Origin of the sequence: uncultured Salegentibacter sp. (assembly GCF_963972535.1) — a bacterium.
In the GTDB taxonomy this organism is placed as follows: domain Bacteria; phylum Bacteroidota; class Bacteroidia; order Flavobacteriales; family Flavobacteriaceae; genus Salegentibacter.
Genome location: NZ_CAXAVR010000016.1, coordinates 12,359 through 37,225, shown reverse-complemented (window position 1 = coordinate 37,225; position 24,867 = coordinate 12,359). Strand labels below are relative to the sequence as shown.

General features: G+C 36.2%; 25 protein-coding genes. 15 read left to right on the top strand and 10 right to left on the bottom strand.

Annotated features, from left to right (window positions below; genetic code table 11):
* Window positions 1-361 precede the first annotated feature (361 nt).
* Window positions 362-1,624, bottom strand: coding sequence for a carboxypeptidase-like regulatory domain-containing protein (locus AACZ30_RS03935; RefSeq protein ID WP_143083613.1), 1,263 nt, complete (start codon window positions 1,622-1,624; stop codon window positions 362-364).
* A 168-nt stretch (window positions 1,625-1,792) separates the two neighbouring features.
* On the opposite strand from AACZ30_RS03935, the gene AACZ30_RS03930 reads away from it, so the two are divergent.
* Complete coding sequence (locus AACZ30_RS03930) at window positions 1,793-2,668, top strand: cation diffusion facilitator family transporter (protein WP_339647861.1); 876 nt, start codon at window positions 1,793-1,795, stop codon at window positions 2,666-2,668.
* Window positions 2,669-2,717: 49 nt separating this feature from the next.
* Here AACZ30_RS03930 and AACZ30_RS03925 read toward each other — a convergent pair whose 3' ends face one another.
* Together AACZ30_RS03925 and AACZ30_RS03920 are read right to left on the bottom strand one after the other, a co-directional pair.
* A complete protein-coding gene (locus AACZ30_RS03925) occupies window positions 2,718-5,741 on the bottom strand; it encodes an AAA family ATPase (protein WP_339647860.1) in 3,024 nt (1,007 codons plus the stop codon).
* A gap of 3 nt (window positions 5,742-5,744) precedes the next feature.
* A complete protein-coding gene (locus AACZ30_RS03920) occupies window positions 5,745-6,962 on the bottom strand; it encodes an exonuclease SbcCD subunit D C-terminal domain-containing protein (protein WP_339647859.1) in 1,218 nt (405 codons plus the stop codon).
* Window positions 6,963-7,149: 187 nt separating this feature from the next.
* On the opposite strand from AACZ30_RS03920, the gene AACZ30_RS03915 reads away from it, so the two are divergent.
* The 10 genes from AACZ30_RS03915 (at window position 7,150) to AACZ30_RS03870 (ending at window position 14,655) form a co-directional block, all read left to right on the top strand.
* Window positions 7,150-7,791, top strand: a complete 642-nt coding sequence (locus AACZ30_RS03915) for a hemolysin III family protein (protein ID WP_208225254.1) — start codon at window positions 7,150-7,152, stop codon at window positions 7,789-7,791.
* A 99-nt stretch (window positions 7,792-7,890) separates the two neighbouring features.
* A complete protein-coding gene (locus AACZ30_RS03910) occupies window positions 7,891-8,523 on the top strand; it encodes a Crp/Fnr family transcriptional regulator (protein ID WP_075326703.1) in 633 nt (210 codons plus the stop codon).
* Window positions 8,524-8,593: 70 nt separating this feature from the next.
* Complete coding sequence (locus AACZ30_RS03905; protein WP_339647858.1) at window positions 8,594-9,391, top strand: sulfite exporter TauE/SafE family protein; 798 nt, start codon at window positions 8,594-8,596, stop codon at window positions 9,389-9,391.
* A 23-nt stretch (window positions 9,392-9,414) separates the two neighbouring features.
* Window positions 9,415-9,867: an isoprenylcysteine carboxylmethyltransferase family protein gene (locus tag AACZ30_RS03900; protein WP_339647857.1), complete on the top strand. Its 453-nt coding sequence runs from the start codon at window positions 9,415-9,417 to the stop codon at window positions 9,865-9,867.
* Window positions 9,868-9,920: 53 nt separating this feature from the next.
* On the top strand, window positions 9,921-11,288 hold the full coding sequence (locus tag AACZ30_RS03895; protein WP_339647856.1) for a cytochrome ubiquinol oxidase subunit I: 1,368 nt from the start codon (window positions 9,921-9,923) through the stop codon (window positions 11,286-11,288).
* A 2-nt stretch (window positions 11,289-11,290) separates the two neighbouring features.
* Entirely contained in the window at window positions 11,291-12,328 is a 1,038-nt protein-coding gene (locus tag AACZ30_RS03890) for a cytochrome d ubiquinol oxidase subunit II (RefSeq protein ID WP_339647855.1), read from the top strand.
* A gap of 51 nt (window positions 12,329-12,379) precedes the next feature.
* The gene (locus AACZ30_RS03885; RefSeq protein ID WP_286761592.1) at window positions 12,380-13,414 is read left to right on the top strand and encodes an MBL fold metallo-hydrolase; all 1,035 of its coding nucleotides are present in this window, start codon (window positions 12,380-12,382) and stop codon (window positions 13,412-13,414) included.
* 12 nt (window positions 13,415-13,426) lie between these two features.
* Window positions 13,427-14,041: a class I SAM-dependent methyltransferase gene (locus tag AACZ30_RS03880; RefSeq protein WP_286761593.1), complete on the top strand. Its 615-nt coding sequence runs from the start codon at window positions 13,427-13,429 to the stop codon at window positions 14,039-14,041.
* Window positions 14,042-14,047: 6 nt separating this feature from the next.
* On the top strand, window positions 14,048-14,338 hold the full coding sequence (locus tag AACZ30_RS03875; protein ID WP_339647854.1) for a class I SAM-dependent methyltransferase: 291 nt from the start codon (window positions 14,048-14,050) through the stop codon (window positions 14,336-14,338).
* Entirely contained in the window at window positions 14,335-14,655 is a 321-nt protein-coding gene (locus tag AACZ30_RS03870; protein WP_339647853.1) for a hypothetical protein, read from the top strand. The genes AACZ30_RS03875 and AACZ30_RS03870 overlap by 4 nt, the downstream gene beginning before the upstream one ends.
* Window positions 14,656-14,709: 54 nt before the next feature.
* Here AACZ30_RS03870 and AACZ30_RS03865 read toward each other — a convergent pair whose 3' ends face one another.
* The 6 genes from AACZ30_RS03865 to AACZ30_RS03840 form a co-directional block, all read right to left on the bottom strand.
* The gene (locus AACZ30_RS03865) at window positions 14,710-16,359 is read right to left on the bottom strand and encodes a bifunctional metallophosphatase/5'-nucleotidase (protein WP_339647852.1); all 1,650 of its coding nucleotides are present in this window, start codon (window positions 16,357-16,359) and stop codon (window positions 14,710-14,712) included.
* Between the two features lie 11 nt (window positions 16,360-16,370).
* The gene (locus AACZ30_RS03860) at window positions 16,371-16,790 is read right to left on the bottom strand and encodes a DsrE family protein (RefSeq protein ID WP_339647851.1); all 420 of its coding nucleotides are present in this window, start codon (window positions 16,788-16,790) and stop codon (window positions 16,371-16,373) included.
* A gap of 32 nt (window positions 16,791-16,822) precedes the next feature.
* On the bottom strand, window positions 16,823-17,239 hold the full coding sequence (locus AACZ30_RS03855) for a sulfur reduction protein DsrE (RefSeq protein WP_339647850.1): 417 nt from the start codon (window positions 17,237-17,239) through the stop codon (window positions 16,823-16,825).
* 30 nt (window positions 17,240-17,269) lie between these two features.
* Window positions 17,270-17,677 (bottom strand): DoxX family protein, encoded by a 408-nt coding sequence (locus AACZ30_RS03850; protein ID WP_339647849.1) that lies wholly within the window; start codon window positions 17,675-17,677, stop codon window positions 17,270-17,272.
* 130 nt (window positions 17,678-17,807) lie between these two features.
* A complete protein-coding gene (locus AACZ30_RS03845; protein ID WP_339647848.1) occupies window positions 17,808-18,164 on the bottom strand; it encodes a hypothetical protein in 357 nt (118 codons plus the stop codon).
* Window positions 18,164-18,808: an acetolactate decarboxylase gene (locus AACZ30_RS03840; protein WP_339647847.1), complete on the bottom strand. Its 645-nt coding sequence runs from the start codon at window positions 18,806-18,808 to the stop codon at window positions 18,164-18,166. The genes AACZ30_RS03845 and AACZ30_RS03840 overlap by 1 nt, the downstream gene beginning before the upstream one ends.
* A 192-nt stretch (window positions 18,809-19,000) precedes the next feature.
* On the opposite strand from AACZ30_RS03840, the gene AACZ30_RS03835 reads away from it, so the two are divergent.
* Genes AACZ30_RS03835 through AACZ30_RS03825 form a run of 3 tightly spaced genes read left to right on the top strand, consistent with a single transcriptional unit; the run spans window position 19,001 to window position 22,638 of the window.
* Complete coding sequence (locus AACZ30_RS03835) at window positions 19,001-20,374, top strand: hypothetical protein (RefSeq protein ID WP_339647846.1); 1,374 nt, start codon at window positions 19,001-19,003, stop codon at window positions 20,372-20,374.
* Window positions 20,375-20,389: 15 nt separating this feature from the next.
* Window positions 20,390-21,628: an MFS transporter gene (locus AACZ30_RS03830; protein WP_339647845.1), complete on the top strand. Its 1,239-nt coding sequence runs from the start codon at window positions 20,390-20,392 to the stop codon at window positions 21,626-21,628.
* A 56-nt stretch (window positions 21,629-21,684) separates the two neighbouring features.
* Window positions 21,685-22,638: a Fic family protein gene (locus tag AACZ30_RS03825; RefSeq protein WP_339647862.1), complete on the top strand. Its 954-nt coding sequence runs from the start codon at window positions 21,685-21,687 to the stop codon at window positions 22,636-22,638.
* Window positions 22,639-22,749: 111 nt separating this feature from the next.
* Here AACZ30_RS03825 and AACZ30_RS03820 read toward each other — a convergent pair whose 3' ends face one another.
* The gene (locus AACZ30_RS03820) at window positions 22,750-23,742 is read right to left on the bottom strand and encodes an aldo/keto reductase (RefSeq protein ID WP_339647844.1); all 993 of its coding nucleotides are present in this window, start codon (window positions 23,740-23,742) and stop codon (window positions 22,750-22,752) included.
* Between the two features lie 223 nt (window positions 23,743-23,965).
* Between AACZ30_RS03820 and AACZ30_RS03815 the strand changes: the two genes are divergently transcribed.
* A complete protein-coding gene (locus tag AACZ30_RS03815) occupies window positions 23,966-24,847 on the top strand; it encodes a sterol desaturase family protein (RefSeq protein ID WP_339647843.1) in 882 nt (293 codons plus the stop codon).
* Window positions 24,848-24,867: the final 20 nt, after the last annotated feature.

Genomic DNA, 24,867 nt, shown 5'->3' with positions numbered 1-24,867 from the left:
TGCGACCCCACGCCCCCCAGGCGTATACGCTACCAGACTGCGCCACATCCCGATTTGTAGTATGCTCAATTTCAATTTTTAGAACTACCTATTTTAAAGGTTTTTCATTTATGACCTATCTTGAGCAAAAGCAAGTCATCTATTTAATTCATGTCACAAATTAAAGTGCTTATTTACTATTATCAAAGCGAAAATGTCATTTTTTAAGAACTTAAGCGTGGATATTCTTTAAATACCTGAGCATCAGTTTTAAGTTTATTTTTCATAAAAAAAGGTTGTTTAGAAAGTTAGCATGCTTTCTAAACAACCTCAATATTCTTTTTAAAATATTCTATTCAATAGTGAGCTTTTCTTTTCGGTATTACTGAATATTTTCCTGGATCTTTTCTATGGCGTTTTGTATAGATTTATCGGGTTCTATAATATTATTGCTTCCCCAAAATTGTAGATCGGTAAAACCAGAAATATCATCGGCCATCACTACTCTTTTGTTTAAAAAGTTATCCCCTTTCTTAATTCTATCTTCGCTTTGTGGTTGCCAGTTGGTAACGGCCATTTCAGAATCTACAAAGTATCTGGAATTAAATAATTTTTTCTTCCAATTTACCACAAAAAGAAGCTGCGCATTGGAATATCCAAAGTACCATTTGCCATCTTGTTGATGGTAGTCTATATCATACATCACCTCAATAGGGTACACTTTAGTGCCCCCGGGTTTTTTATTTACAAACATATTGGTAGCAGCGCGCCGGTTATCTACATTCATATTCAATTTGGCTCTTACCAGGCTTTGCGTTTCAGCATCTATAAACAGCGTTCCAAAGAACCAGGGCATATCTTTATTCATATCTTCAAATCGCACTACATGCAAATAGCGGTTATCAATTTGGGTGGGTTCTTCAAAACTGAATTCATAATTATCTAAATCCCGCTCATAAAAGAGGTAATCTGGATACTTCATTACATCTATAAACAGGGTATTAAACGGACCGCCACGTAATTTTAAGGCCAGGGTGTCTAAACGTTCATAATCAGCCGTTTTTCGGGCTTTAACAAGTTCAATGTCTTCTTCGCCAAAATCACTATACGGTTTTTTATGAATTTTCACCACGGCTTCACTCAAGGAGACATTTCTATTCCCTTTGCTTATACTTTCTCTATAAAAGGCGGTCATTTGGGTAGGATCGTCAATATAATTATCTCCCCGGTTAGCCAACATGGTACGTACCAGCCTTCTTGCATCCCCGGCTTCATATACTTTAACTTCAGAAAGTTCTTCTACCACGGGTTCCAGGTAAATAATTGTTCCCCTGGGTTTAAAATAACTAAGAGGTAAATTCTTGCTTTGGTATCCCAAATAAGAAATATTTACCGTAGCAGGACTCGTTCCCTTTGGGACTTTTAAAGAAAATTTACCTTCAGAATTCGTCACCGTAGAAATATTGGTTTCATTTACAGATAAATGGGCGTTCACGATCACATCCTCATTATTGGAGTTGATCACTTCACCTTTGTATTCTACATAATCCTGATCGGAATCCTGTAAAAATGGCGAAGCTTTTAGGGGCGCGTAGAAAATAAGCATACCCACTAGAAATGGCATTAAGGTTTTTAAATTTTTCACAGCTATAAGTTTTTGATATTCATTCTAATATACGAAATTTTGAAGAAAATTAATAGTGAAATCTAAACTGAACACAATATTTTTTACTGAAGACGAAGAAGGTTTATAAATACATTAAAAATGATTAATTTCGAAGTGAAAAGCAATTGACCTAAGTTTTCCAGCAGTATGGGGCACCATCATCACAAGAATTCTTCTGAAAAAAATCTAAGACTTGTATTTTTTCTCAATCTCGGGTTTACCATTATTGAATTTATTGGCGGAATTTATGTAAATAGTATAGCCATTATCTCAGATGCTGTTCACGATCTTGGCGATAGCCTTTCACTGGGAACCTCCTGGTATTTGGATCATAAATCCCAACAAAAAAGCGACTCCAAATTCTCATTTGGATATCGCAGGTTTTCGCTTTTAGGAGCCTTACTCAATAGTTTAATACTTATTGCAGGTTCGGTTTATGTGATTTATGAAGCGGTGGGCAGGCTAATGGCTCCCGAACATTCTGATGCAGAAGGAATGATGGTTTTTGCAATTATGGGAGTAATTGTTAACGGTTTTGCCGCCTGGAAATTAAGCAGTGGTAAAACCTTGAACGAAAAAGTGATTTCCTGGCATCTTATGGAAGATGTGCTGGGCTGGGCTTCGATCCTGGTGGTGGCAATTATTCTGCAGTTTAAAGACATTCATTACCTCGATCCGGCTTTGTCTCTGGTTATTACCATCTATATCTTATGGAATGTTTTTAAAAGGTTAAAAGAGACCCTTTTTATTTTTCTACAAGGCACCCCATCTGATATTAATCTTGATGAGGTAAAACAACAAATTCAAAAAATTCCAGGGGTCGCTTCCACACATCACGTACATATTTGGTCGCAGGAGGGAGAGCATCACGTTTTTACGGCTCACGTAAAACTGGAAAATATTAAGAGCGTAGAAGAATATCTAAACCTTAAATCTGAAGTCCTGAATTCTTTAAAAACCTATAGTTTTGAACATTTTACCATTCAATTTGAACTGGATTCTGAAACCTGCAGTTTAGAGTAAAAATAATTTTTATTTTCAACTCGTAACCCGCAACCCGCAACCCACAACCCTATTTTACCACCAAACTACTATAACCCTGCCCATTTCTGATTAGCTGAATTTGAGTTCCAATGCGTTCTTTCAGCGAAGCTACGTGACTAATAATCCCTATAGTTTTACCAGATTCTGCCTGGAGTTTTTCTAGTGTATCCAGGGTTTGATCTAAAGTTTCAGGATCTAGAGTCCCAAAACCTTCATCTATAAATAGGCTATTAATTTCTACGTTTCTGGAAGCGAGATCAGATAAAGCCAGTGCGAGAGATAAACTCAATAAAAAAGTTTCCCCACCAGAAAGTGTTTTTACAGATCGCCTTTGTCCGCCCATATCTTCGTCTATCGCAACCAAACCATCGTCTTCACCATCCATGGCTTTATCAATTTTATAGCGTTCACTTAAATCCTTTAACCGAATATTGGCTAAATAAATTAGCTGAGATAAAGTTAAATCTTGCGCAAAATCATTAAATTTTTTACCCTGCCTGTCTCCAATTAGGGTATTTAAAAGTCGCCAGCGTTTGCAATCTTTTTCCTTTTCGGCAATTTGATTTTCAAGCTCTTTTAGACGAGAAATATTCTCTGCATTATTATTTAGTTTTCTTCTCAATTCTTCGCAATTAGATTGCGTAGCATCAAAAGCTCCCTTTTTTTCTTTTAGCTCCGCAGTTAGATCATCTTCAGAACGTTTACTTTCATTCTCTTTGAATTGTTTTAGTTGTTTTTTCAGCGTAGAAATTCCTGTTTCAACAATGCTTTTCTGTTTTAGAAAATCATCTTTTTGCTTTTTTAAATCAAAGAATTTATTTCCCGGTAAAAGTGAATGGTATGCTTCTTCCAGGCTTTCAAAATCTTTTTCTAAAACCTGTTGTTTTAGTTTTTCCTGTAAATCCTTATAAATCTTGGATTTTTCCTGAAATAGATCTTTTTGCTCTTTTTCATTTTCTAGAAGATATTTTCTTTCCTGAAGTAATGAATTCCAATTATCCATTAACCGCTGACTATCCTCACCAATATTTTTTCCTGAATATTTTTCCTGAAGTTCCTGCTGAAGTAATTTGCCGCGTTGAAGTATTTTCTCTAATTCTTCTAAAATTGGTAATCCACTAGCTATGGACTTTAATTGCGGATTTATAGTTTCGAAAAATTCTAATTTTTCAATGGTAGTTTTTATCTGAGAAATCTGTGATTCCCAATCTATAGCTTCCGGCTCTTTAAATTCAGGGTATTTCTTCCTGAAAATTTGTTCGTTTTCGGTTATACCGATTTCAATTTCGGTTAATTGCTTTTTCGTTTTTTGCAGCGACTCATCTAAATGAGTTAATTTAGCTTGCGCCTGGGTGAGCTTCGAATTATGCGCATCTATTTTTAAAGATTTTGCTGAAATTTTAGCCCCAAGATCGTCTTCAAAGTCGGGAAGGTGTTCAGAATAAGGATGTTCTCTTGATCCACACAGCGGGCAGGCTTCTCCTGTTTTTAGCGAATTTCTAAGATCTTCTAATTGCGCTGTTTTTAACTGGTTTTCTTTTTTAAGCTGAAGAATTTCGTGATCCTTTTTTAAAGAAATAAGCAGGTTTTTTTCTTCCTGAATAATTTTTGGCAGATTCTCCAATTCCGGTTTAAGGGAATCAATTTCTTTTTTTAAATCGGATTGTTTTTGCTTTTGTTCCAGGTTTTTTTCTGAAAAACTTCTCGCCTCCCGACTTTTTTCTAATTCGGTTTTTAAACGATTCTTTTCTGAAGCAATATTTTCTAAATCAACTTCTTTTAAATCATTCTCCAGTTGTTTTTTTTGTTCAGTTTTTTCAGTTTTAAGATTTTCCAGGATTTCTTTGCCGGCTTTTAAATTATTCTCCGGAAAATCCAGGTTTAATTCCCTAATTTCAGTTTTAAATAATTGTAGCTTACTTTTATAATCGCGTCCCAGGGAAGCTTTTTCTTCCTGAAGATTTCTTATTTTCTCTGTAAATTCTGTTAGTTTTTCCCTGAGGTTTTCTTCGGAAATTTCTTCGTGAACAAAAGCTTTCACCTGTTGAATAAAATCGTCTGTATTCTTTTTATTCGCTTCAATTTTTTCTGAAGTTTTATTCAATCCGTCTTTTATTCCTTCTAATTCCTGTTGAAAGCGTTTCCAGGATTGTATTTCATCAGCAATTGGTTGTAGTTTTTCGTGCTGTTTAAGGCTTTCTCCATATTGATTTTCAAATTCTTTTAGCTGCGCATTCAGTTTTAATTCTTCAGCCTCTAAACCGTTGATCTCCTTTTCTTGATCAGTAATGGTTTTCTTTAATTCCAGCTGTCTTTCAATCAACCTTAAATCCTTCTGCAGACTTTCTGTTTGAGTGGTTTTTTCTTTTAAATCTTTCTTGAAAATTGTCAAATTCTCTTCAGACAATAAATATGAGCTAATCAGTTTTATTTCATCCTGCTGCTTTTCGATTTCCGAAGTTTCTGCTTTAAAACGTTCAAAAGCCATTATTCCCAATTGGCGGTAAATTCCGGTACCGGTAATTTTTTCCAGCAATTCCCCACGTTCTTCTTTTTTAGCCGAAAGAAATTTGGCAAAATCACCCTGCGCCAGTAAAACCGATTTAATAAACTGGTCGTAATTTAATCCGATTAGATCTTCATTTTTCGCAGGAACTTCAGATTTTTTAAGATCTAAGAGCGAGTTATCCAGAAGATTTGCAATCTCCATATTATAATCGTTCAGGTTTCCATTTCGGTTAACCTCAATACTCCAGGAAGAAGTAAAGCGACCGGCACCGGTTTCGTAAGTAACTTTTGCGTAAGCTTCCTTTTGATTTCTGGTAAGGATGGCACCTTTTTCCCTAATTTCTTTTTTACTAATTTTTCCCAACCGCGGTACCTGGTTAAAAAGTGCCAGCGAAATCACATCCAGGATACTGCTTTTCCCGCTTCCTGTAGGGCCGGTAATAGCAAAAAGTGTATTTCCTGAAAATGGAGAAGCTTCAAAATCAATAAAATTTTCGCCTTTTAAAGAGTTTATATTTTTAAAAGCAATGCTTAATATTTTCATTTTTTAGGCTCTTTTTGATTGATGTACTTCTTCGAGAATTTCATTAAAAGCACTCATTAATTCTTTTCGGGTTTCTTCGTCTTCTTCCTGTTTATCTACTAATTTTTGAAAAACATCTAAGGGCTGAAGATCTTCCAATTGCTGTTTTTGCTCATAAAGTTCGCCACTACCGCTTATTTTATTTTCAAAAGTTGCGCGATGTTTCACGATCTCATATCCTTCCACTTTAAAATTATCAACTAATTGATCCAGTTCATATATTTTATTAGAATCAAAATTCGCTTCTTTTAGTTCAATTTCAATTAAAGAAGCGAGTCCGTTGCGTGGTTGTAGCTCTAGTAATTTCTGCTGAAGTTTTTCCAGGTTGCCGGTAATTTTGAGTAATTCCCGAAAAACAGGAATTTCTATACTTTGCGGTTCCCATCCGTTTTCGGTATTCAATAAGAGAATCCTGTTTTTGTTGCTACGTTCACTAAAGGATAGTGCAATGGGCGAACCACTATAAAAAGTGGGGGTAGCAGCGTTTACCCGTTGCGGTTTATGAATATGTCCCAACGCGATATAATTAAAATAATCACCAAACTGAAGCGCATTAAAGGCCGCCTGGTTCCCAATTTGAATATCGCGTTCACTTTCTGAAGTTTCGGCACCAGCAGCAAAAAGGTGTCCCATAGCTATAGTGGGAACGCCAGGATATTGAGTTTTACAAATTTCAGCGGCATCTAAAAATGTTTGTTGAATTCCCTTTCGTAAAGCTTCTAAACGGTCTTCATAAGAATTTCCCTGGCTCGCAGTTCTAAGATCTGCATCTCGCAAATAGGGTAGGGCAGCGATCACAACTTCGGTTTGATTTTGTTTATTTTCTACAGGAATAATACATTCTGAAAGTTTATTAGGCAGGCCGCCAATAATATGAATATCCAGTTCGCGCAAAACTTCCTGTGGTGCATTTAGCATTGTGGGAGAATCGTGATTGCCACCGGTGAGAATAATCTTGCAGTCTAATCGTTTCAGCTTCATTAAAGCCTTAAAATATTGCTGTCTTGCTTCAGAAGAAGGATTGGCAAGATCAAAAACATCTCCCGAAACCAGTAAAACCTCTACTTTGTTTTCCGCAATACAATCGCACAGCCAATCTATAAAAAGATCAAAATCTGGCTGTAAACTATGTTTATGCAGTTTTTTACCAATATGCCAGTCGGCGGTATGCAGAATTTTCATAAGAATCGCTTAAGGAATTAATGCCGGTGTGAAAGTTCGAAATTAATAAAAATTGCCCGTTTAAAATATTCCAATTAAGCCTGAATATCTTTAAATTTATGTCATCAACTTTCCTGCAAGGTTTTTTTAACCTTGTTGGAATTATAATTCTTTGTATTTAAAATTCTCCCACCAAAACTTGCAAAAAATGCCAATTAACCAATATGAGCCTTTAGAAGAAAAATTAAATGTGATCTCTCACGCTTTTGGTTTTGCCTTAAGCATACTGGGTCTTGTTTTATTGATTTTAAGAGCCAATGAACTTGGAGAAATGGTACACCTGGTGAGCTTTAGTATTTTTGGAGCGAGTATGATTTTACTTTATGCGGCTTCTACTTTATATCATTCTGCCACAAATAAAAACTGGAGATACAGGTTAAATATTCTGGATCACGCTTCAATTTACGTACTTATTGCAGGAAGTTACACCCCATTTGCCCTGGTAACTTTAGAAGGTTGGGTAGGTTGGACTATTTTTGGAGTGGTTTGGGCTTGTGCCCTTACCGGGATTATTCTTAAGCTTTTTTACATTGGGAAGTATAGAACGTTGTCCACAATAATGTATGTGGTAATGGGGTGGATCATTGTTTTTGCAATTAAACCTTTATACGATAATTTAAGTTCTGAAGGTTTATGGTGGCTCATTGGCGGCGGACTCTCTTACACCATTGGTGCTGTGTTATTTAGTCTTGATAGGGTGAAATTTAACCACGCCATCTTCCATATTTTCGTGCTTTTTGGTACGTTTTGTCATTATCTTTCTATTTATTTCTATGTTTTGCCTGGATAGACTTTCCAGCTAAAAATGTGGAATTTTCTCAATTTTAATCTTAATTTTAGATTCTGAAAAATTCAAATTCAGAATTAATAATAGCTCAGCCAGAATTTTATGCTACAGGAATTAAAAGAAGCCTACGGATTTATTTTTGAAGACGATCTAATCGAAGAAATCGCCCAGGTGGGTAGTTTACAATATGTTGTTGCCGGTGAAAAGATCATTGAAATTGGCGATTATGTAAAAATGATGCCTCTATTAATGGAAGGTGCTATTAAAGTGATGCGTGAAGATAAAGATGGAGATGAACTTCTCCTGTATTTTCTTGAACGTGGCGATACCTGCGCAATGACGCTTTCCTGTTGTCTTGGCCAAACCAAAAGTGAAATTAGAGCAGTTGCCGAACGCGACACAAAGTTGATCATGATTCCTATTGAAAAAATGGAAGAATGGACTTCTAAATATAAATCCTGGCGCGATTTTGTTTTTGAAAGTTACCACGCCCGACTTAACGAAATGCTGGAAACTATAGATACCATTGCTTTTATGAATATGGATCAGCGTTTAATGAAATACCTTCAGGATAAAGCAAAAATCAATCAAAATGAAGTAATTGCAGCTACACATCAACAAATTGCTTACGATTTACATACTTCCCGGGTAGTGATTTCCAGGTTATTAAAAAAACTGGAAATTGACGGTAGAATAAAACTGCAGCGTAACAGCATAGAAGTTTTGGAGCTTTAATTCTTTGTAACCCTTGTTACTGTACAACAGCCATATTGCAGGTATTTTTGCAGCGTAATAAAAATATAATATGGAAATACTTGAAATACTGGGTTACTTTGGGGCATTGGTGATAGGTATTGTTTTGGGCCTTATTGGGGGCGGAGGATCTATTTTAACGGTTCCCGTGCTGGTTTATTTGCTAGCCATTAATCCCGTTACCGCAACTGCATATTCTCTTTTTGTTGTAGGAGCATCTTCTTTAGTGGGCGCTTTTAAAAATATGCAGAAAAAACTGGTAGATTTTAGAACCGCCATTGTTTTTTCTATTCCTGCTTTTATTGCGGTATATGCAACAAGAAAATGGATGGTACCCGCCATTCCGGAATCTCTTTTTAATATTGGCCAATTTGAAATAACGAAGAATATTGGGATTATGCTGTTTTTCGCCATTATTATGATTTTGGCATCAGTTTCTATGATTAGGGAAAATGGCAAGAAAAAAACTGAAAATGAAAAGATAAGTTATAATTATCCTTTAATTGTTCTTGAAGGAATTGTTATAGGTGTTCTCACAGGAATTGTGGGGGCCGGTGGCGGATTCCTAATTATCCCGGCTTTAGTGCTTTTAGCAAAACTCCCTATGAAAAAGGCCGTAGCGACTTCATTATTAATTATTGCCATTAAATCACTTATAGGTTTTATTGGAGATGTCCAAAATATGAATATTAACTGGCTGTTTTTAGGAATTTTCACCGGGCTTTCCATGGTAGGAATGTTTATAGGAATTTATCTCAATAAATTTATAGACGGAAAAAAGCTGAAAAAAGGTTTTGGCTGGTTTGTATTAATAATGGGTATTTACATCATTTGGGCTGAAATTTCGTAAATTTCAATCAGGAAAATGATGTGATGGCTCTTAAAAACTACTTTTATGTCGGGATGCAATTATTGCTTTTCATTGCCTGGCTATTTGAAATTGAAACTTTAAAATTTGACCGGTTGGAATTTTTTCAGCCGGTTTTTTTAGTTTTAAGCGGAATAGGTTTTTTAATCGTTTTAATTTCAATCCTTCAACTAAACACCAATCTTTCCCCTTTTCCGAAGCCAAAAGAAAATGCAACTTTAATAACAAGCGGGCTCTTTAAATATATAAGGCATCCCATTTACTTCGGAATTCTAATTTTCCTCTTTTTCCTTTCATTATATTTTGGCTCTGGTTATAAAATAGGGATCGTGTTCTTATTGCTTATTTTATTCTGGTTTAAATCTGAATTCGAAGAAGAGCAATTATGCTTAAAGTATCCAAATTATCGTCATTACCGGCAGAACACCGGTAGATTTTTCCCTAAATTTATTCATTGAAAATTATATTGAAAAGTCTTTTTAAAAGACAGCAAATCAATTAAACCAATTTGATGGAGAATTTAGATTATGCACGTCTGCAAATGGCGTTTACCCTGGGCTTTCATATCATTTTTGCCTGTATTGGGATGGTGATGCCTTTTTTTATGGTGGTTTCACACCACAAATGGTTGAAAACCAGAAATCCCATATATAAAAGATTAACAATGGCCTGGTTAAAAGGTGTAGCAATATTTTTTGTTACTGGAGCGGTTTCAGGAACTGCGCTTTCCTTCGAGTTGGGAATGTTATGGCCGGAATTTATGAAACACGCGGGGCCCATAATTGGAATGCCATTTTCTTTAGAAGGTGCTGCCTTTTTTGTAGAAGCCATCGCTCTCGGTTTTTATCTATATGGTTGGAATAAACTGCCTGAAAAATTTCACTGGTTTACCGGGGTTATTATTGGCGTTGCAGGAGTAGCTTCAGGTATTCTCGTGGTTTCGGCTAATGGCTGGATGAATGCGCCCTCGGGTTTTGATTATATAAATGGAGAATTTACCAATATAGACCCGGTGGCTGCTTTATTAAATCCGGCCTGGTTTACACAGGCATTACATATGACTTTAGCGGCTTTTGTAGCCACGAGTTTTGGAGTTGCCGGGATTCACGCGTTTCAAATTTTCCGAAAACGAAATGTAGAATTACATATCAGGGCTTTTAAAATTGCTATTGTTTTTGGAGCAATCGCAGCGTTTCTACAACCTATTAGTGGCGATCTTTCAGCAAAAGATGTCGCAGAACGTCAACCGGTAAAACTCGCTGCTATGGAAGCACATTATGAAACGCAAAAGGGTGCGCCGCTTTACATTGGTGGAATTGTAGATGAAGAAACCCGTACGGTTTCTAATAAAATAGAAATTCCCAAAGCACTTTCTTTCCTGGCTTTTGGCGATTTTAATGCCGAAGTAAAAGGATTAAACGATTTTCCCGATGATGAATTACCACCGGTGGCAATTGTACATTACGCCTTCCAAACTATGGTGGGTATTGGTACTTTACTAATGTTTGCAGGATTGATCTATTTTATAAGTTTAAGAAAGAAAAACTGGCTTCAGAATAAATATTACTGGTTGTTGTTTATTGCGGTTGCGCCACTTGGCTTTGTGGCTATTGAAGCCGGATGGATAGTGACCGAAGTGGGAAGACAACCCTGGATTATTCACCAGATTATGAGAACCGAAGATGCCGTAACCCCAATGCCGGGGATGAAATATAGTTTTTTCTACTACCTTTTTCTCTATACAGTACTCGCCATAACTGTAACCTGGTTAATGAACCGCCAAATAAGGTCGCTTAACCGGGAAACTGCCGAGGAAAAGGTTAAAAATACTTCAGAAAAGAATTTTAAGCCTACGGGTGGAAATAAAAGCAAAGATTAGTTATGTTATATGTAGTTCTGTTTTTTCTGTTGTTTTCACTGTTCTTGTATGTACTCCTTGGTGGCGCCGATTTTGGTGCCGGTATCGTTGAGTTGTTTTCTTCGGCTAAAAATAAAGAGCATACGCGCGATACAATTTACCGGGTAATGGGCCCAATTTGGGAAGCAAACCATATCTGGCTAATTATTATGCTGGTGATTTTATGGGTGGCGTTTCCGGCTTATTTTAATGTGATGATTATTTACCTGCACATTCCTTTAAGCCTTGTTTTATTGGGAATTACGCTTAGGGGTGTTGCTTTTGTTTTTCGGCATTATGATGCGGTTTTAGATAAATCTCAGTTTTGGTATAATTGGCTTTTTAGAATAGGAAGTTTTGTAACACCGATTTTCCTGGGAATGTCTTTTGGAGCGTTAATTGGTGGCAAAATAATAATTACTGAAGATTATGAAACCTACGGTTTCTACGATCTTTTTATGCAGCATTGGCTTAATATTTTCGCTTTGCTGGTCGGTTTATTTTATGCTGCCCTTTGTGCTTTTTTAGCTTCAACTTTATTAATTGGAGAAGCCGATGGAAAAGCACGAAAACACTACGCTAAAAACTCGGCTTTTTTTACGGTTGTATTGGTGGCGCTTGGCTTTATTCTTATCAGTTATGGTTATTTCAGCGGGATAAATTTTGCTGAAGATTTTATTCATAATCTGGTTTCTTTAGCTTGCGTTGGTTTATCGGGAATTCTTTTATTTCCGCTTTGGAAATTTATAAAAAAAGAATATCGCATTGCCAGTAGATATTTAGCCGGTTTCCAGGTAGTTTTAATACTTTTTGCTGCGCTATATGCACATTTTCCTTATATTATAATCACTGCCGATAAAGAGATAAGTCTGTTAGAAAACCTGGCACCAGAATCTACGATAAGTAATTTGGCGATTATGTTGCTAATAGGCGGATTTATTATTTTACCAGGACTTTTTCATTTAATGAAATCTTTTAATATGATTAAAGTGTTGGAAAAAAATGAGAAGGAATACGAGTAATTTTTCCTGAATTAATTGCGGAATTTGGTAATCTCATTCAAAAAATAGCTAATGATCTTAAAAAGATTTGGAAAAGAACCTACTGGTGAAAGGTTGGAACGAATAAAGAATGCCGAAAATACACAAAACGGTACGTTTCAAAATATAGAACCTACCGCGGTGCAACCAGAAGATGTTTCTATGTTTAAAATAATGAAACAGATGCTGAGTAGGCCAAAAACGGTTCGGCCTTCATCAGAAATTCCTCATAAAAAAGCTGATTTATTAAATATAAATACCAAAAAACCGACAGTGGTCTGGTTTGGACATTCTTCTTACTTATTAAGTTTTAATGGCTATAATATTTTGGTAGATCCCGTTTTTAGCGGATTCGCTTCCCCTTTTAAATTCCTTGGAAAATCCTTCCCGGGGACCGATCTGTATCAAGCCGAAGATTTTCCAAAAATTGATTTGCTAATTCTTACTCACGATCATTATGACCATTTGGATTATAAATTTTTAAAACAATTAAAGACAAAAGTTTTAAAAATAGTTACTCCCCTTGGAGTAGGAGAGCATTTAGAATATTGGAATACACAACCTGATATAATTACCGAGCTCAACTGGAATGAAAGTGAGGAAGTACATCAAAATTTAAAAGTTACTGCATTGCCTTCCCGTCATTTTTCTGGCAGAAACGTAAAAAGAAACACGAGTTTGTGGGCGTCTTTTGCCCTGGAATGGGAGGGTTTTAAAATATATATTGGTAGTGATTCGGGTTACAGTTCGCAGTTTAAAGAAATTGGAGAAAAATTTAAGGAATTTGACCTCGCTTTTCTGGAATGCGGACAATATGGTAAATATTGGCCCCAAATACATATGTTTCCTGAGGAAACCGCGAAAGCTGCGAAAGATCTAAATGCTAAAATTTTGTTCCCCGTGCATTGGGGGAAATTTGTGCTTTCGGTACATCCCTGGAACGAACCTATTAGGAGACTAATGGCAGAAACCAGAATACAAAAGCAAGAAGTAGTTTCGCCAAGAATTGGTGAAGCTTATGTTTTAGGAGAACAATTTTCACAGGAAGAATGGTGGAATTTTGAATAAAAGAATTGAATTATGAAGGAAACAAAGTCGCATTGGGAAGAGGTTTATAATAAAAAGTCTTACAAAGATGCCAGCTGGTACCAGGAAAAACCTGAAACATCTTTAAAATTTATCGCTGAACTGGATTTGCCTGAATGTTCAAAAATTATAGATGTAGGGGGAGGAGATTCTAATCTTGTAGACTACTTATTAAAAGAAGGCTATCGGGATATTTCGGTTTTGGATATTTCTGCAAAAGCCCTGGAAAAAGCAAAAACACGTTTAAATAATGATGCCGAAAAGGTAAACTGGATCGTTGCTGATGCTTCAGAATTTGAAGCTACACAGGTTTATCATCTTTGGCACGATCGCGCTGCTTTTCATTTTTTAACTGAAGAAAAACAGATTGAAAATTATATAAGAACCCTGGAAAATTCGGTAGCTTCCGGTGGATTTGTAATTTTGGCAACATTTTCAAAAGAGGGACCAGTAAAATGCAGTGGAAGAACAATTAAGCAATATTCAAAAGAAGATCTTCAAGCGTTATTACAGGATAAATTTGCTCTTTTGAAATGCGAAAATTTAGATCATAAAACTCCAACCGGGGCGATTCAGAATTTTACATTTTGTTGTTTTAGAAAAAAATAAAATATTATGAAAAATTTTTGGAACGAACGTTATGCCGATGAAGATTATGTTTACGGCAAAACACCAAACGAATATTTTAAAGAAAAAATTGATGAAATGCCACCCGGTAAAATTTTATTGCCGGCAGAAGGAGAAGGGAGAAATGCGGTGTATGCTGCAAGCCTGGATCGGGAGGTTGATATTAGTGAAAAAGGTAAGGAAAAAGCTCTAAACCTGGCTAATAAACAAAGCGTAGAAATTGATTACAAAGTAGGTGACCTTCCAGACCTAGATTATAAAGACGAGCAACGGATGTGATTGCTTTGATTTTTGTTCATTTTTCGGAAGAAAAAAAGGAAAACTATCTAAAGAAATTTAAAAAGTTACTGAAACGCGGTGGAGTAATTATTTTTGAAGCTTTTAGTAAAGAACAAATAGATATTCAGAAAGAGAATCCAAAATCTGGCGGACCTAAAAATGCTGAAATGCTTTTTTCTAAAGAAGAATTGCAAACCTATTTTAGCGGCTACGAATTTGAGGAATTTGAAGATCTAATTACTGAACTTTCAGAAGGTAAATATCACCAGGGAAAAGCAGCAGTAATTCGTTTTGTAGCGAGAAAGCCATTAAACTGAAAAATTAAACCTCAAAGATCCCGCTAAACACCTGGATCTTTGAGGTTTTTTAAACTATTGAAATTTATAATCGGTTCCCGGAACTGTAGAAAAAGATTTTTCGCCTAAATATTCGCAATAAGCGCGGCCATCTAATTTTGGAGAGACCGGCGAATGTTTTTGTAAATATTCTTCTACCAACTCGTGAATGGTATAATCTTTTACTTCAACGTCTTTTACATTTGGCATTCGGCAAAGGTTATCAATCGGGTCTCCGGGCCGAACACAGGCTGAAATTGTGTAATATTCATCATCCTGCATTTCCTCGCCTTTAACCATAACCGATTGTATGCGTTCTCCTTTTTTATTCTGAGAATTAAAATCGACTTCCATTCCTGAAAATCTTACCAGCCAGCCACCAAATCGTTCGGTTGAATTTTGGGCAAATGCATTGTGCATTTCATTTTCCAACCATTCTTTAATTTGTTTTCCGCTGGCTTTTCCGGTTTTTACTTTTTCGTTTACCGGTAATAAATTCCACAAATTTGCTCTTGTAATTGGTGCAGCTTCCCCGTTTTCGGGAACTATAGGATTTCCGAAGCGAAATCCGTTAGAAATTGAAATATCGGCACCGGTTTTCCAACGAGCTGCATCGGTAATCATATTATCCATCGGGTTTTCTACAGTTAAATAGCGATAAAGCGGAGTTTCAGTATAACCTATTACGGTCTCCAGGTGTTCTTTGTAGGGAGCTTTAGCTTTCTTAACTAACCCGGCTATTTCTGGATTTGCAGCATATTTTTCAGGATCAACTTCCATTAATTCATATTCTTCATCTACAATTTCGCCATCTTTAAAGTAAAGATTTAATTTCCCTACAAAAGAACCAAAAGCACCGGGCTCTGTAACCTTCGCATATTTCCCTTCAATGGGTTGACGAACCCTTTCGTGGGTATCGTTCCCGAAAATATAATCTACATCTTTAGCTATTGGGTTGTTGGCTAATTCAATTTGCTTAAAAATTCCAAAATGCGTCACTAAAAACAACGCATCAACTTTTTCTTCGGTTTTCACTTTCTGAATAAGTTCCTGAACGCCTTCGTCTAAGCCGCTAAAACCAATTCCCTCGCTAAAAATTGGGTTTTGCCGAACAGGAACATCGGGATCGTTTATTCCGATAAACCCAAGCTTTACACCTTCAATTTCTTTGGTCCAGTAAGGTGGGAAAAGTTCTTTTTTATCTTTCTCATGAAACATATTCTGAACAATCACCGGAGTTTCAAAACCCTGTAAAACGTCCATCATTACTTTTTTGCCATAGACTACTTCCCAGTTTCCCGGCACTAGAAGATCGTAATCCATATTCTTTATAATTTCAGGAAAAATTTTTCCTTCAGAAAGTGCGGCATAGCCACTTCCCTGGATAAGATCACCGCCATCAAAAATTATGGTATTAGGGTTTTTGGCTCTTTCTTCTTCAAAGAGGGTTTGAATGTGGGCGAGGCCTCCACGTTCTTTAAAAACTATTTCTTCATCTTCCCAAAATAATTCGGGGTGAGAATCTAGTTGGCCGTGAATATCGGCCGTTTGTAAAATGGTGATTTTAGTGGTTTCATCTTTATTTTTGTCCGGGTTTTTACCATTTGCATTGTTGCACGAGGTATATAAACCAATGGTAGCAATGCCTGAAAACAGGATTAATGCTGTCTTTAAACTAATTTTCATAAATTATCTTTTTATAGCTCTATACTGTAATAGTTCTTATTCTTTTGTAATTGTAAAAGATGCGTAAAGGCGTGGTCTACTACTTTTATGTAGGGATGTAAATCTTTTTTATCAATTTTTAAATAGTTTATTGAGAGTTTACAAACCTTGATCTCTACGCCCGCAGCTTTAGTTTTTTTTATATAGTTGCTCATCTTCTCTTTATTTGTAAGCTCCTTAACATTTTGTCCATAAAGGACTATCTGAAAATCACCAAATTTATGACCATCTTCTTGTTTTAGTGCTTCAGCAGTAAGGATTATTGGCTCTAACTGTGGAATTTTGGAAGTAGAGACTACATAATTATTTTTCTCAATTCCTGTTTTTGTTTGAGCAAAACCTGAAACGCCTAGCATAAATACTAAGATTAGAATTCCTATTTTTTTCATCATCTTGATATTTTATATGTTTTAGAATACTTTTTTTAAAGCTCTATACTGAAATATCCTTTTTTCTGAAGTTGAAAATCATATAGAATTCCATTCTCAACAACTTCCATTTCTGATGGAATCGCTTTAGGATCTACACCAAATTTTTTGAGGGAAAATCCGCAGGCTTTAATGGCAACATTGGCTTTTTCGGCTCGCTGAATATACTTTTTCATTTGTTCTTTATCGGTTAAGCCTTTTACGGTCTGGCCGCAAACAATAACCTGGAAATCACCAAAATGATGACCATCTTCTTTTTGCAACTCTTCCGCAGTAATTAAAATGGGTTGTAACTGCGGAATTTTCTTGGTTAAAACCACATAATTATTCTTGTCAGGATTGTGATTTTGAGCATTTGTAGTTAGAGAGAACAGCATTAAAAGCGCTGTAAAAATTAAAATTGACTTTTTCATTTTTATAGTATTTATGGCTGAAACAGCCGGTTATATTTTTGTTGTTTGTTGATCTTTAAAATTATTTAGAATAAAAAACAGGAGTCCGCCGGAAATCGCAATATTTTTAAATAGCGGTCCTAAGGTGGTAATTTGCCCTACCTGCACCGTTAAGGTTATAGGGATTAAAACGGCGAGTAATATCGTGGCTGCCCAACGGGTTTTAAAACCTATAAGTAACCCAATCCCGGTGATAAGCATTACAACTCCTGAGAGCATTACCAGCAACTCAGGGTTACCGAAGAAATAGGCGATTCCTTTAAAATTTGCCTGGTCTATTCTATTTACTGTTTTTTCAATATTTAGTAAATGATTAAAACTGGCCACGAGAAATATCCCGCTAAGCATCACCCGTAAAACCTGTACAGAGCGACGACTCACTAAAATGTTTGTGTTCATTGAATTTAGAATTAATAAACTACCTAAGAGCAAGCTCACAAGGCAGTCTGAGAAATAAATTTTTTTTTAAATCTCAATTATCGAGTTAATAGCTCGTTTATCAGCAAGGACACCGATAAAATTAAATGGATTATGCTGCTAATTCCTTTGGAGGAGGATAGTTTTTGGAGAAATAGGTTGAAATTACCGCAGGATTGAGGTAATTGTAATCTTGGAAATTTGTTGTTATTTCGGTCTCGAACCAGGCCATTTTTGCCAGGTTAAAGGCCGGATTACAAACGGCATCGCTGCTAATTACCAATACCGAAGAATCTTGTGTGAAGGTTTTATCATCTACCGATTTTTGGGTTTTTTTCTTACAAAACGGGTTTACCAGCGCAATTCCTTCAGCATCCAAAATACTATTCAGCACTTTTGCGTCCAGCATCAGGAATTTTCCGAAGAAAATTACGGTAAGGAAAATCGCTATGTAAGCTTTGATTTGCATTATTCGGGAAGATAGAGTTTTAAATTATTTGCATCAAACTCAACCTGGTCCAGATGTCCCATCTGCTTTTCGTCTTCGGTAATTAAATGAAGATGCATATAGGTATTGTGATGCGTAAAAACTGCCTGGTGTTTGCGAGAGAAAAATCCGAGAATTTCAATCTCTTTATCTTCTAAAGTATAATTTGTAAGTCCTTCGTGAGCTTCTTTCGGAGAACTCACTTTTTGGCCTTGAGGTAAATTTACAATATGAATTTTAGCTGAATTGATTTTTCCTTTTAGTCGAAATGGAAAAGCTTCCGCATCATCAGGCGTTCTTTTATTTAAAAAAATTTCTAAATTCTCCAATGAGTTTACTGAGCTTGGCAGTGACACCGATTTCCATTTTTCAACTTCAGCATAAACAAAAAACGGTGCTTTAACTGCATTTGTTTTTTCAACTTCCATTGAATTTTCATTCCTAACAACTGATTTAAAAACTTCTCCGTCTAAAATAAGCAGTTCACCACTTAGGAATTCTACTGGCCCAAGTCCGTAAACACCTTTTTTAGCTACAGAATCCAGGGAAATTGTACCCTGAAGTTCTCCTTTTTTCATCACATTTTTCATTGCTCCGGCTACTTTTACGCTGTTATGTTGAGCCATAGTTGAAAAGCCTGTAAGAAAGCCAAGAAGTAATAGTGTTAGATGTTTTTGCTTCATATTTCGCAAAAGTAATTAGAAGATTTTAATAATAGCGTGACTAATGTTACAAAACAATTTTGTTCAAGGTAACCCTTGTTACTGCAGCGCTCCCACAAAATAGAGACTTTTGCAATTTAAATCTGAAAATCTTAAATGTTGAAAGTTCTTAATTTCCTTACTTTGTTTTTATTCCTGGTTTTAAGTCTTAACCTTAAGGCTCAATCTTCCGATTCCTTAAAAGATGAAAAGCCTCAACTTATAGATATATTTAAAAACGCAACCTTCCACGGCCATATTCGTAATTTCTATATGAATACCATTAACAGGGGTGAGCTAAAGGATTATTATACCAATGCAAGCGGCGGTGCAATTGGATTTACTACCGGAAATTTTAAAGGTTTTGAGATTGGAGTGAAGGGAATTTTTACTTATAAAACCTTTGGCAGTGATTTGGGTGTTGAGGATGCAGTAACGGGAAAAAATGCTAAATGGGAGTACGAACTTTATGATGTATTGAATAAAGGAAATTTTAGGGATCTTGATAGGTTGGAGGAGCTGTTTATAAGGTATCGTTTTGGGAATTCATATTTAAGTTATGGTAAGTTTGAAACCGAATTCACACCACTTTTAAATCATAGCGATGGCCGAATGAAACCTTTTGCGCATAGGGGCGGCTGGGCACATTTAAATTTCAATTCAAAACACCAGGTTAATTTGGGTTGGCTTGATGGGGTTTCACCGCGGTCAACCACCGAGTGGTTTAGTATGGATGAAGCTTTGGGGCTTTTCTATAACGGATTTCAACCGAATGGAGAAATGGCTGATTATCACGAATTTTATCCTTCATCAGGGATTGGGATTTTAAACTACAATTTTAGAAAAGATAATTTTCAGCTTAATTTCTATGATTTTTACGAGGATAAAATAATGAATACAATTTGGGCAGAAATAGGGTATAACCTGGCCGATTTTAACTTCGGAGTTCAATATGTTTATCAAAATCCTTTTTCTTTTTCTGAAGATCTGGCTTACGTGAATCGATATGTACAACCTGGAGAAAATGGACAGGTATTGAGTTCTCAGCTCAGTTGGGAGAAATCGGGTTTCAATCTCGCGCTTGGCTATACCCACGCTTTTGATACCGGCCGGTTTTTATTTCCGAAGGAATTAGGGCGGGATCGCTTTTTTACTTCCATTTCCAGATCACGCCTGGAAGGCCTGGGAAATGCAGATGTTTTTATCTTAAAAGCAGCATACCACGTTCCCAAACCCGATTTTCATATTGGAATAGAAATGCAACAGTTACAAGGTCCTGAAACCGGTAAGTTTGAATTTAATAAATATAATGTTGATGAAACGTTCCAGATAAATAGTCATTTAAGTTATCACGCACACGGATTTTTGGAAGGTTTGAATTTTGATATTTTATGGATTTACAGGAGAAATCAAAACCACACCGATGCCCAGAGTATTTTTAATAAGAGTAATTTTAATCAATTAAATTTTGTTACCAACTTCAATTTTTAAAGTTATAAAACACGAATGGAAAATATAAAATTAGGATTAAAAGAGAACTGGAAACAATTTAGTTTATTGGTATTGGTAAATGCCTTTGTTGGTGGAATGGTAGGGCTGGAAAGAAGTATTTTGCCTGAAATTGCCGAAAAAGAATTTGGTATTGCAGCAACCAGTGCCATTTTATCTTTCATTGTAGTTTTTGGAGTGGTAAAGGCGATTTCCAATTATTACGCCGGGGCATTGGCAAATAGGTTTGGAAGAAAAAATTTATTGGTTTTAGGTTGGATTTTTGCAATTCCCATTCCTTTTATCCTCATCTATGCTGAAAATTGGAATTGGATAATCGCCGCCAATGTCTTACTCGGAATAAACCAGGGATTGGCCTGGAGTAGTACCGTAGTGATGAAGATTGACCTGGTGGGTGAAAAGCAGCGTGGTTTTGCAATGGGTTTAAATGAGTTTGCCGGGTATTTTGCAGTAGCTGTTGTAGCTTTTCTTACGGGTTGGATCGCTTCAGAATATGGCGTTAGACCTTATCCTTTCTACCTGGGAATTGGACTTATGATTCTGGGGTTGCTCTTTAGTATTTTCCTTATTAAAGATACGCGCCACCACGTTGCCAAAGAGGAGGGAAGCAGCGGTATGTTGCGATTAAAAAATATTTTCTGGGATACCACCTGGAAAGATAAAAACCTTGGTTCTGTTAGTCAGGCGGGGCTAATCAATAATTTAAATGATGGAATGGCCTGGGGATTATTTCCTATTTTACTTTCCGGAAAAGGTTTCAATCTTGAACAAATAGGAATTGTTACCGCACTTTATCCTGCAGTTTGGGGAATAGGCCAATTGTTTACCGGAAGAATGGCCGATATCTTTAGTAAGAAAGATATGCTGTTTATTGGGATGCTTCTGCAGGCCATAGTTCTGGTAATATTAGTTTGGGCTGAAACAATGACGCATTTTGTGATACTTTCTGCTTTACTGGGCTGGGGAACCGCAATGGTTTACCCGACTTTTCTTGCAACTATCGCCGATAACACCCATCCGCAGGATCGGGCAAAAAGTATTGGTGTTTTTAGACTTTGGCGTGACCTGGGATATGCGATAGGAGCAATCTTAACTGGGGTAATTGCAGATTTGGTGAGTATTGAAGCAGCGATTATGTTAATAGGAATTCTAACTTTAATTTCAGCCGGAATTATTTTTCTTCGAATGGATTACAAAGACAATAAGGCTGTGAAATTACTTAAATTTAAAAATTAACTTTAATATCGGATAGGTTGTGTATAACTTCAACCGATAATTTGTATCTTTGTGCTATGTGGGAAGTAGATGTAAGATATAGAGAAGAGATGCAAAGCACTTTTGAGCGCTTGTTCGAAAAGAAAGCAATGCTGCAAAAAGCCAGGCCGTTGCCCAATATCGCTTTGAAAAAAATGAAAGAAGTTCTTTCTATAGAATGGACTTATAATTCAAATAGTATAGAAGGGAATACCCTTACCCTTAGGGAAACTCAAATGGTGTTGCAAGAAGGAATTACCGTAAAAGGAAAGTCACTGCGAGAGCATTTTGAAGCCAAAAACCACGAAACCGCTTTAGATTATTTGTACACCCTGGTTAAACCAGGTTATCAACTAAATGGTAAAGATATTCTCAAATTACATGAGCTGGTTTTAAGAAGCATAGAAGATGATTTTGCCGGGAGATTAAGAAATTCTGGTGTGCGTATCGCTGGGGCAAATTTTGTGCCGCCTAATGCCAAAAAGGTTTCCGGGTTATTTGATGATTTAGTGAATTTTGTGAATGAAAATAAACAGCAGTTAAATGTAATTGAACTCGCGATGGTTTTTCATCATAAATTTGTTTGGATACATCCATTTTTCGATGGAAACGGAAGAACGGTGCGTTTGGCGATGAACCTTATTTTAATGAATGCAGGTTTCCCACCAGCAATTATTCTACGTAACGATCGTAAAAAATATTATGCCGCATTAAATGCTGCAAATAAGGGAGATTATAACAAACTTGCACTATTAATGTGCCAGGCCTTGGAGCGTACTTTGAATATTTATATTCAGGCGCTGCCAGATAATGATGCAAATTATACTGAAATTTCTAATTTGGTAGAGGAAGAGCAATTACCCTATGGCCAGGAATATATTAGTTTACTGGCAAGGCAGGGAAAAATTGACGCCTATAAAGAAGGTAGAAACTGGCTTACTACTAAAGAGGCAATTCATGATTATATTAAAAACAGAAAAAGGAAGCGATAGTTTGTTTTTCTTCTCTGATGGTGAAAACAATTATGCCTCTCTGAGGCTATAAATTGATAAGCCAGGAATTCACGAATAATAAATAATTAGTGAATTCCTGGCTTTTATTTTTTAAGCAGGTATCTCTGCTTTTTGTTCAATTAGGTTCTCATGTTTTAAATCTGACCAGAATTCCGCCGGGATTTTTTCTTCCAGGGCTTTAATATTTTCCTGAACCTGTTCCGGTTTACTGGCTCCAGCCAATACAGTACCCGCAGCTTTGGGGGCTAAAGAAAACTGAAGCGATGCAGCCACGAGGTTTACTTTATGTTTCTCAGCAATTTTCAATATTTTTTTATATCGATCTGAAATATTATCGGGCATTTCACCAGCATAATTATAACGCTTTTGCCCCGCAAGTAAGCCTGCATTAAATGGCGCGGCATTTATTAAACTTGCTTCGCTTTTTTCTATAGCCGGTAATAAACGCTCTAATGCTTCTTTATGGTGAACCAAAGAATATTGAATAGCAGAAAGAAAAACATCTGGTTTTGCGACTTCCAAAGTTTTTAAAATAGGTTCTATGGTATTTACTCCCAATCCCCAGGCTTTAATAAGGCCTTCTTCTTTCATTTTTTCAAGCTCTGGCATTGCGCCTTTCTTCGCAACTTCAAAATGATCTTCCCAGGTAGTTCCTTCCTTGTACTCATCATTGTGATCTGGAGAGAGGTCGTGAATAAACGCATAATCTATGCTTTCTACGCCTAAGCGCTGCAGGCTATCTTCTACAGAGCGGCGAACGGCTTCCGCAGAATAATCATATTTATAATCAAAGGGTGCAGGATTATTCCACATTGTTTCAGGAACATTTTTTGTGGCTTTTAAAACGCGGCCAACTTTGGTAGAAAGCACGTAATCTTCTCGTTTTTTATTATGTAGAAAGTGCCCAAACCTTCTTTCGCTTAAGCCTAATCCATACCAGGGCGAGGTGTCATAATATCTCACTCCGGCTTCCCAGGCTCCTTCCAGTGTTTTTTCAGCTTCAGCATCGCTTATTTGTTTAAATCCGTTACCAATGGCGACTCCGCCTAAACCGAATTTATGTTCTAAAGTAAACTGACTCATAATTTTATAGTTTTAAATCTGAATTTCTTATTATTTTCAATATTAAAATTAAAACAGAAAAGCCTTACGTCATTGCCATTTAACAAAGACTAACATTTTTTGCCCGGCCTTTGTTAAGATGCACTTAATTAAGAAAAGCAGGTGAAATTTAGTACTGTAACAAAAGTTACTGCCCTAAACGTAGGATTATTATATTTTTGCCTTGTAAAACTTAATTAACCGGTTGGAAAAGTACTTAAACATAATTGCCAATTCATTTACAGGCTATTTTAATTACCTGGTGAATGAAATTAGCAATCCCTCCTGGACCAATTATTTTTATTGGCTTATTGGATTGTCACTTTTAGTTTGGGTATTGGAAATTTTAATCCCCTGGAGAAAAGATCAAAAGATATTTCGAAAGGATTTCTGGCTGGATACGTTCTATATTTTATTTAATTTTTTCCTGTTTTCGCTAGTTGGTTATAACGCGATCTCTAATGTTGCAGTAGAATTATTTAATGATTTCCTGGGCATTTTTGGAATCACTAATATTATAGCCATAGAAGTACAAAATTTCCCCGTTTGGGTACAGTTGCTTATTATGTTTGTGATTGCAGATTTTATCCAGTGGAATGTCCACCGGCAATTACACAAGCAGCCGTGGCTATGGGAATTTCACAAAGTGCACCACAGCGTTAAGGAAATGGGATTTGCGGCACAATTTAGGTTTCATTTTATGGAAACTATTGTTTATAAAACCGTGCAGTATATTCCGCTGGCGATGATTGGTTTCGGAATTCAGCAATTTTTTGTAGTACATATGTTTGCTGTATTTATTGGGCATTTAAACCACGCAAATGTTGGCTGGAACTATGGAATTTTTGGTTATCTTTTAAATAACCCTAAAATGCATATCTGGCATCATTCAAAAGAACTTCCGAAAGAGAGGCCTTATGGAATGAATTTCGGTTTAAGTCTAAGCATTTGGGACTATTTATTCGGCACAGCATATATTCCCCAGGAAGGAAAAGATATAGAATTAGGTTTTAAAGGAGACGAAAATTTTCCTAAAGATTTTAAAAATCAAATGGTATTTCCATTTAGAAAAAAGAACGCACAATAAACAGTTTATAATTTAAAAGA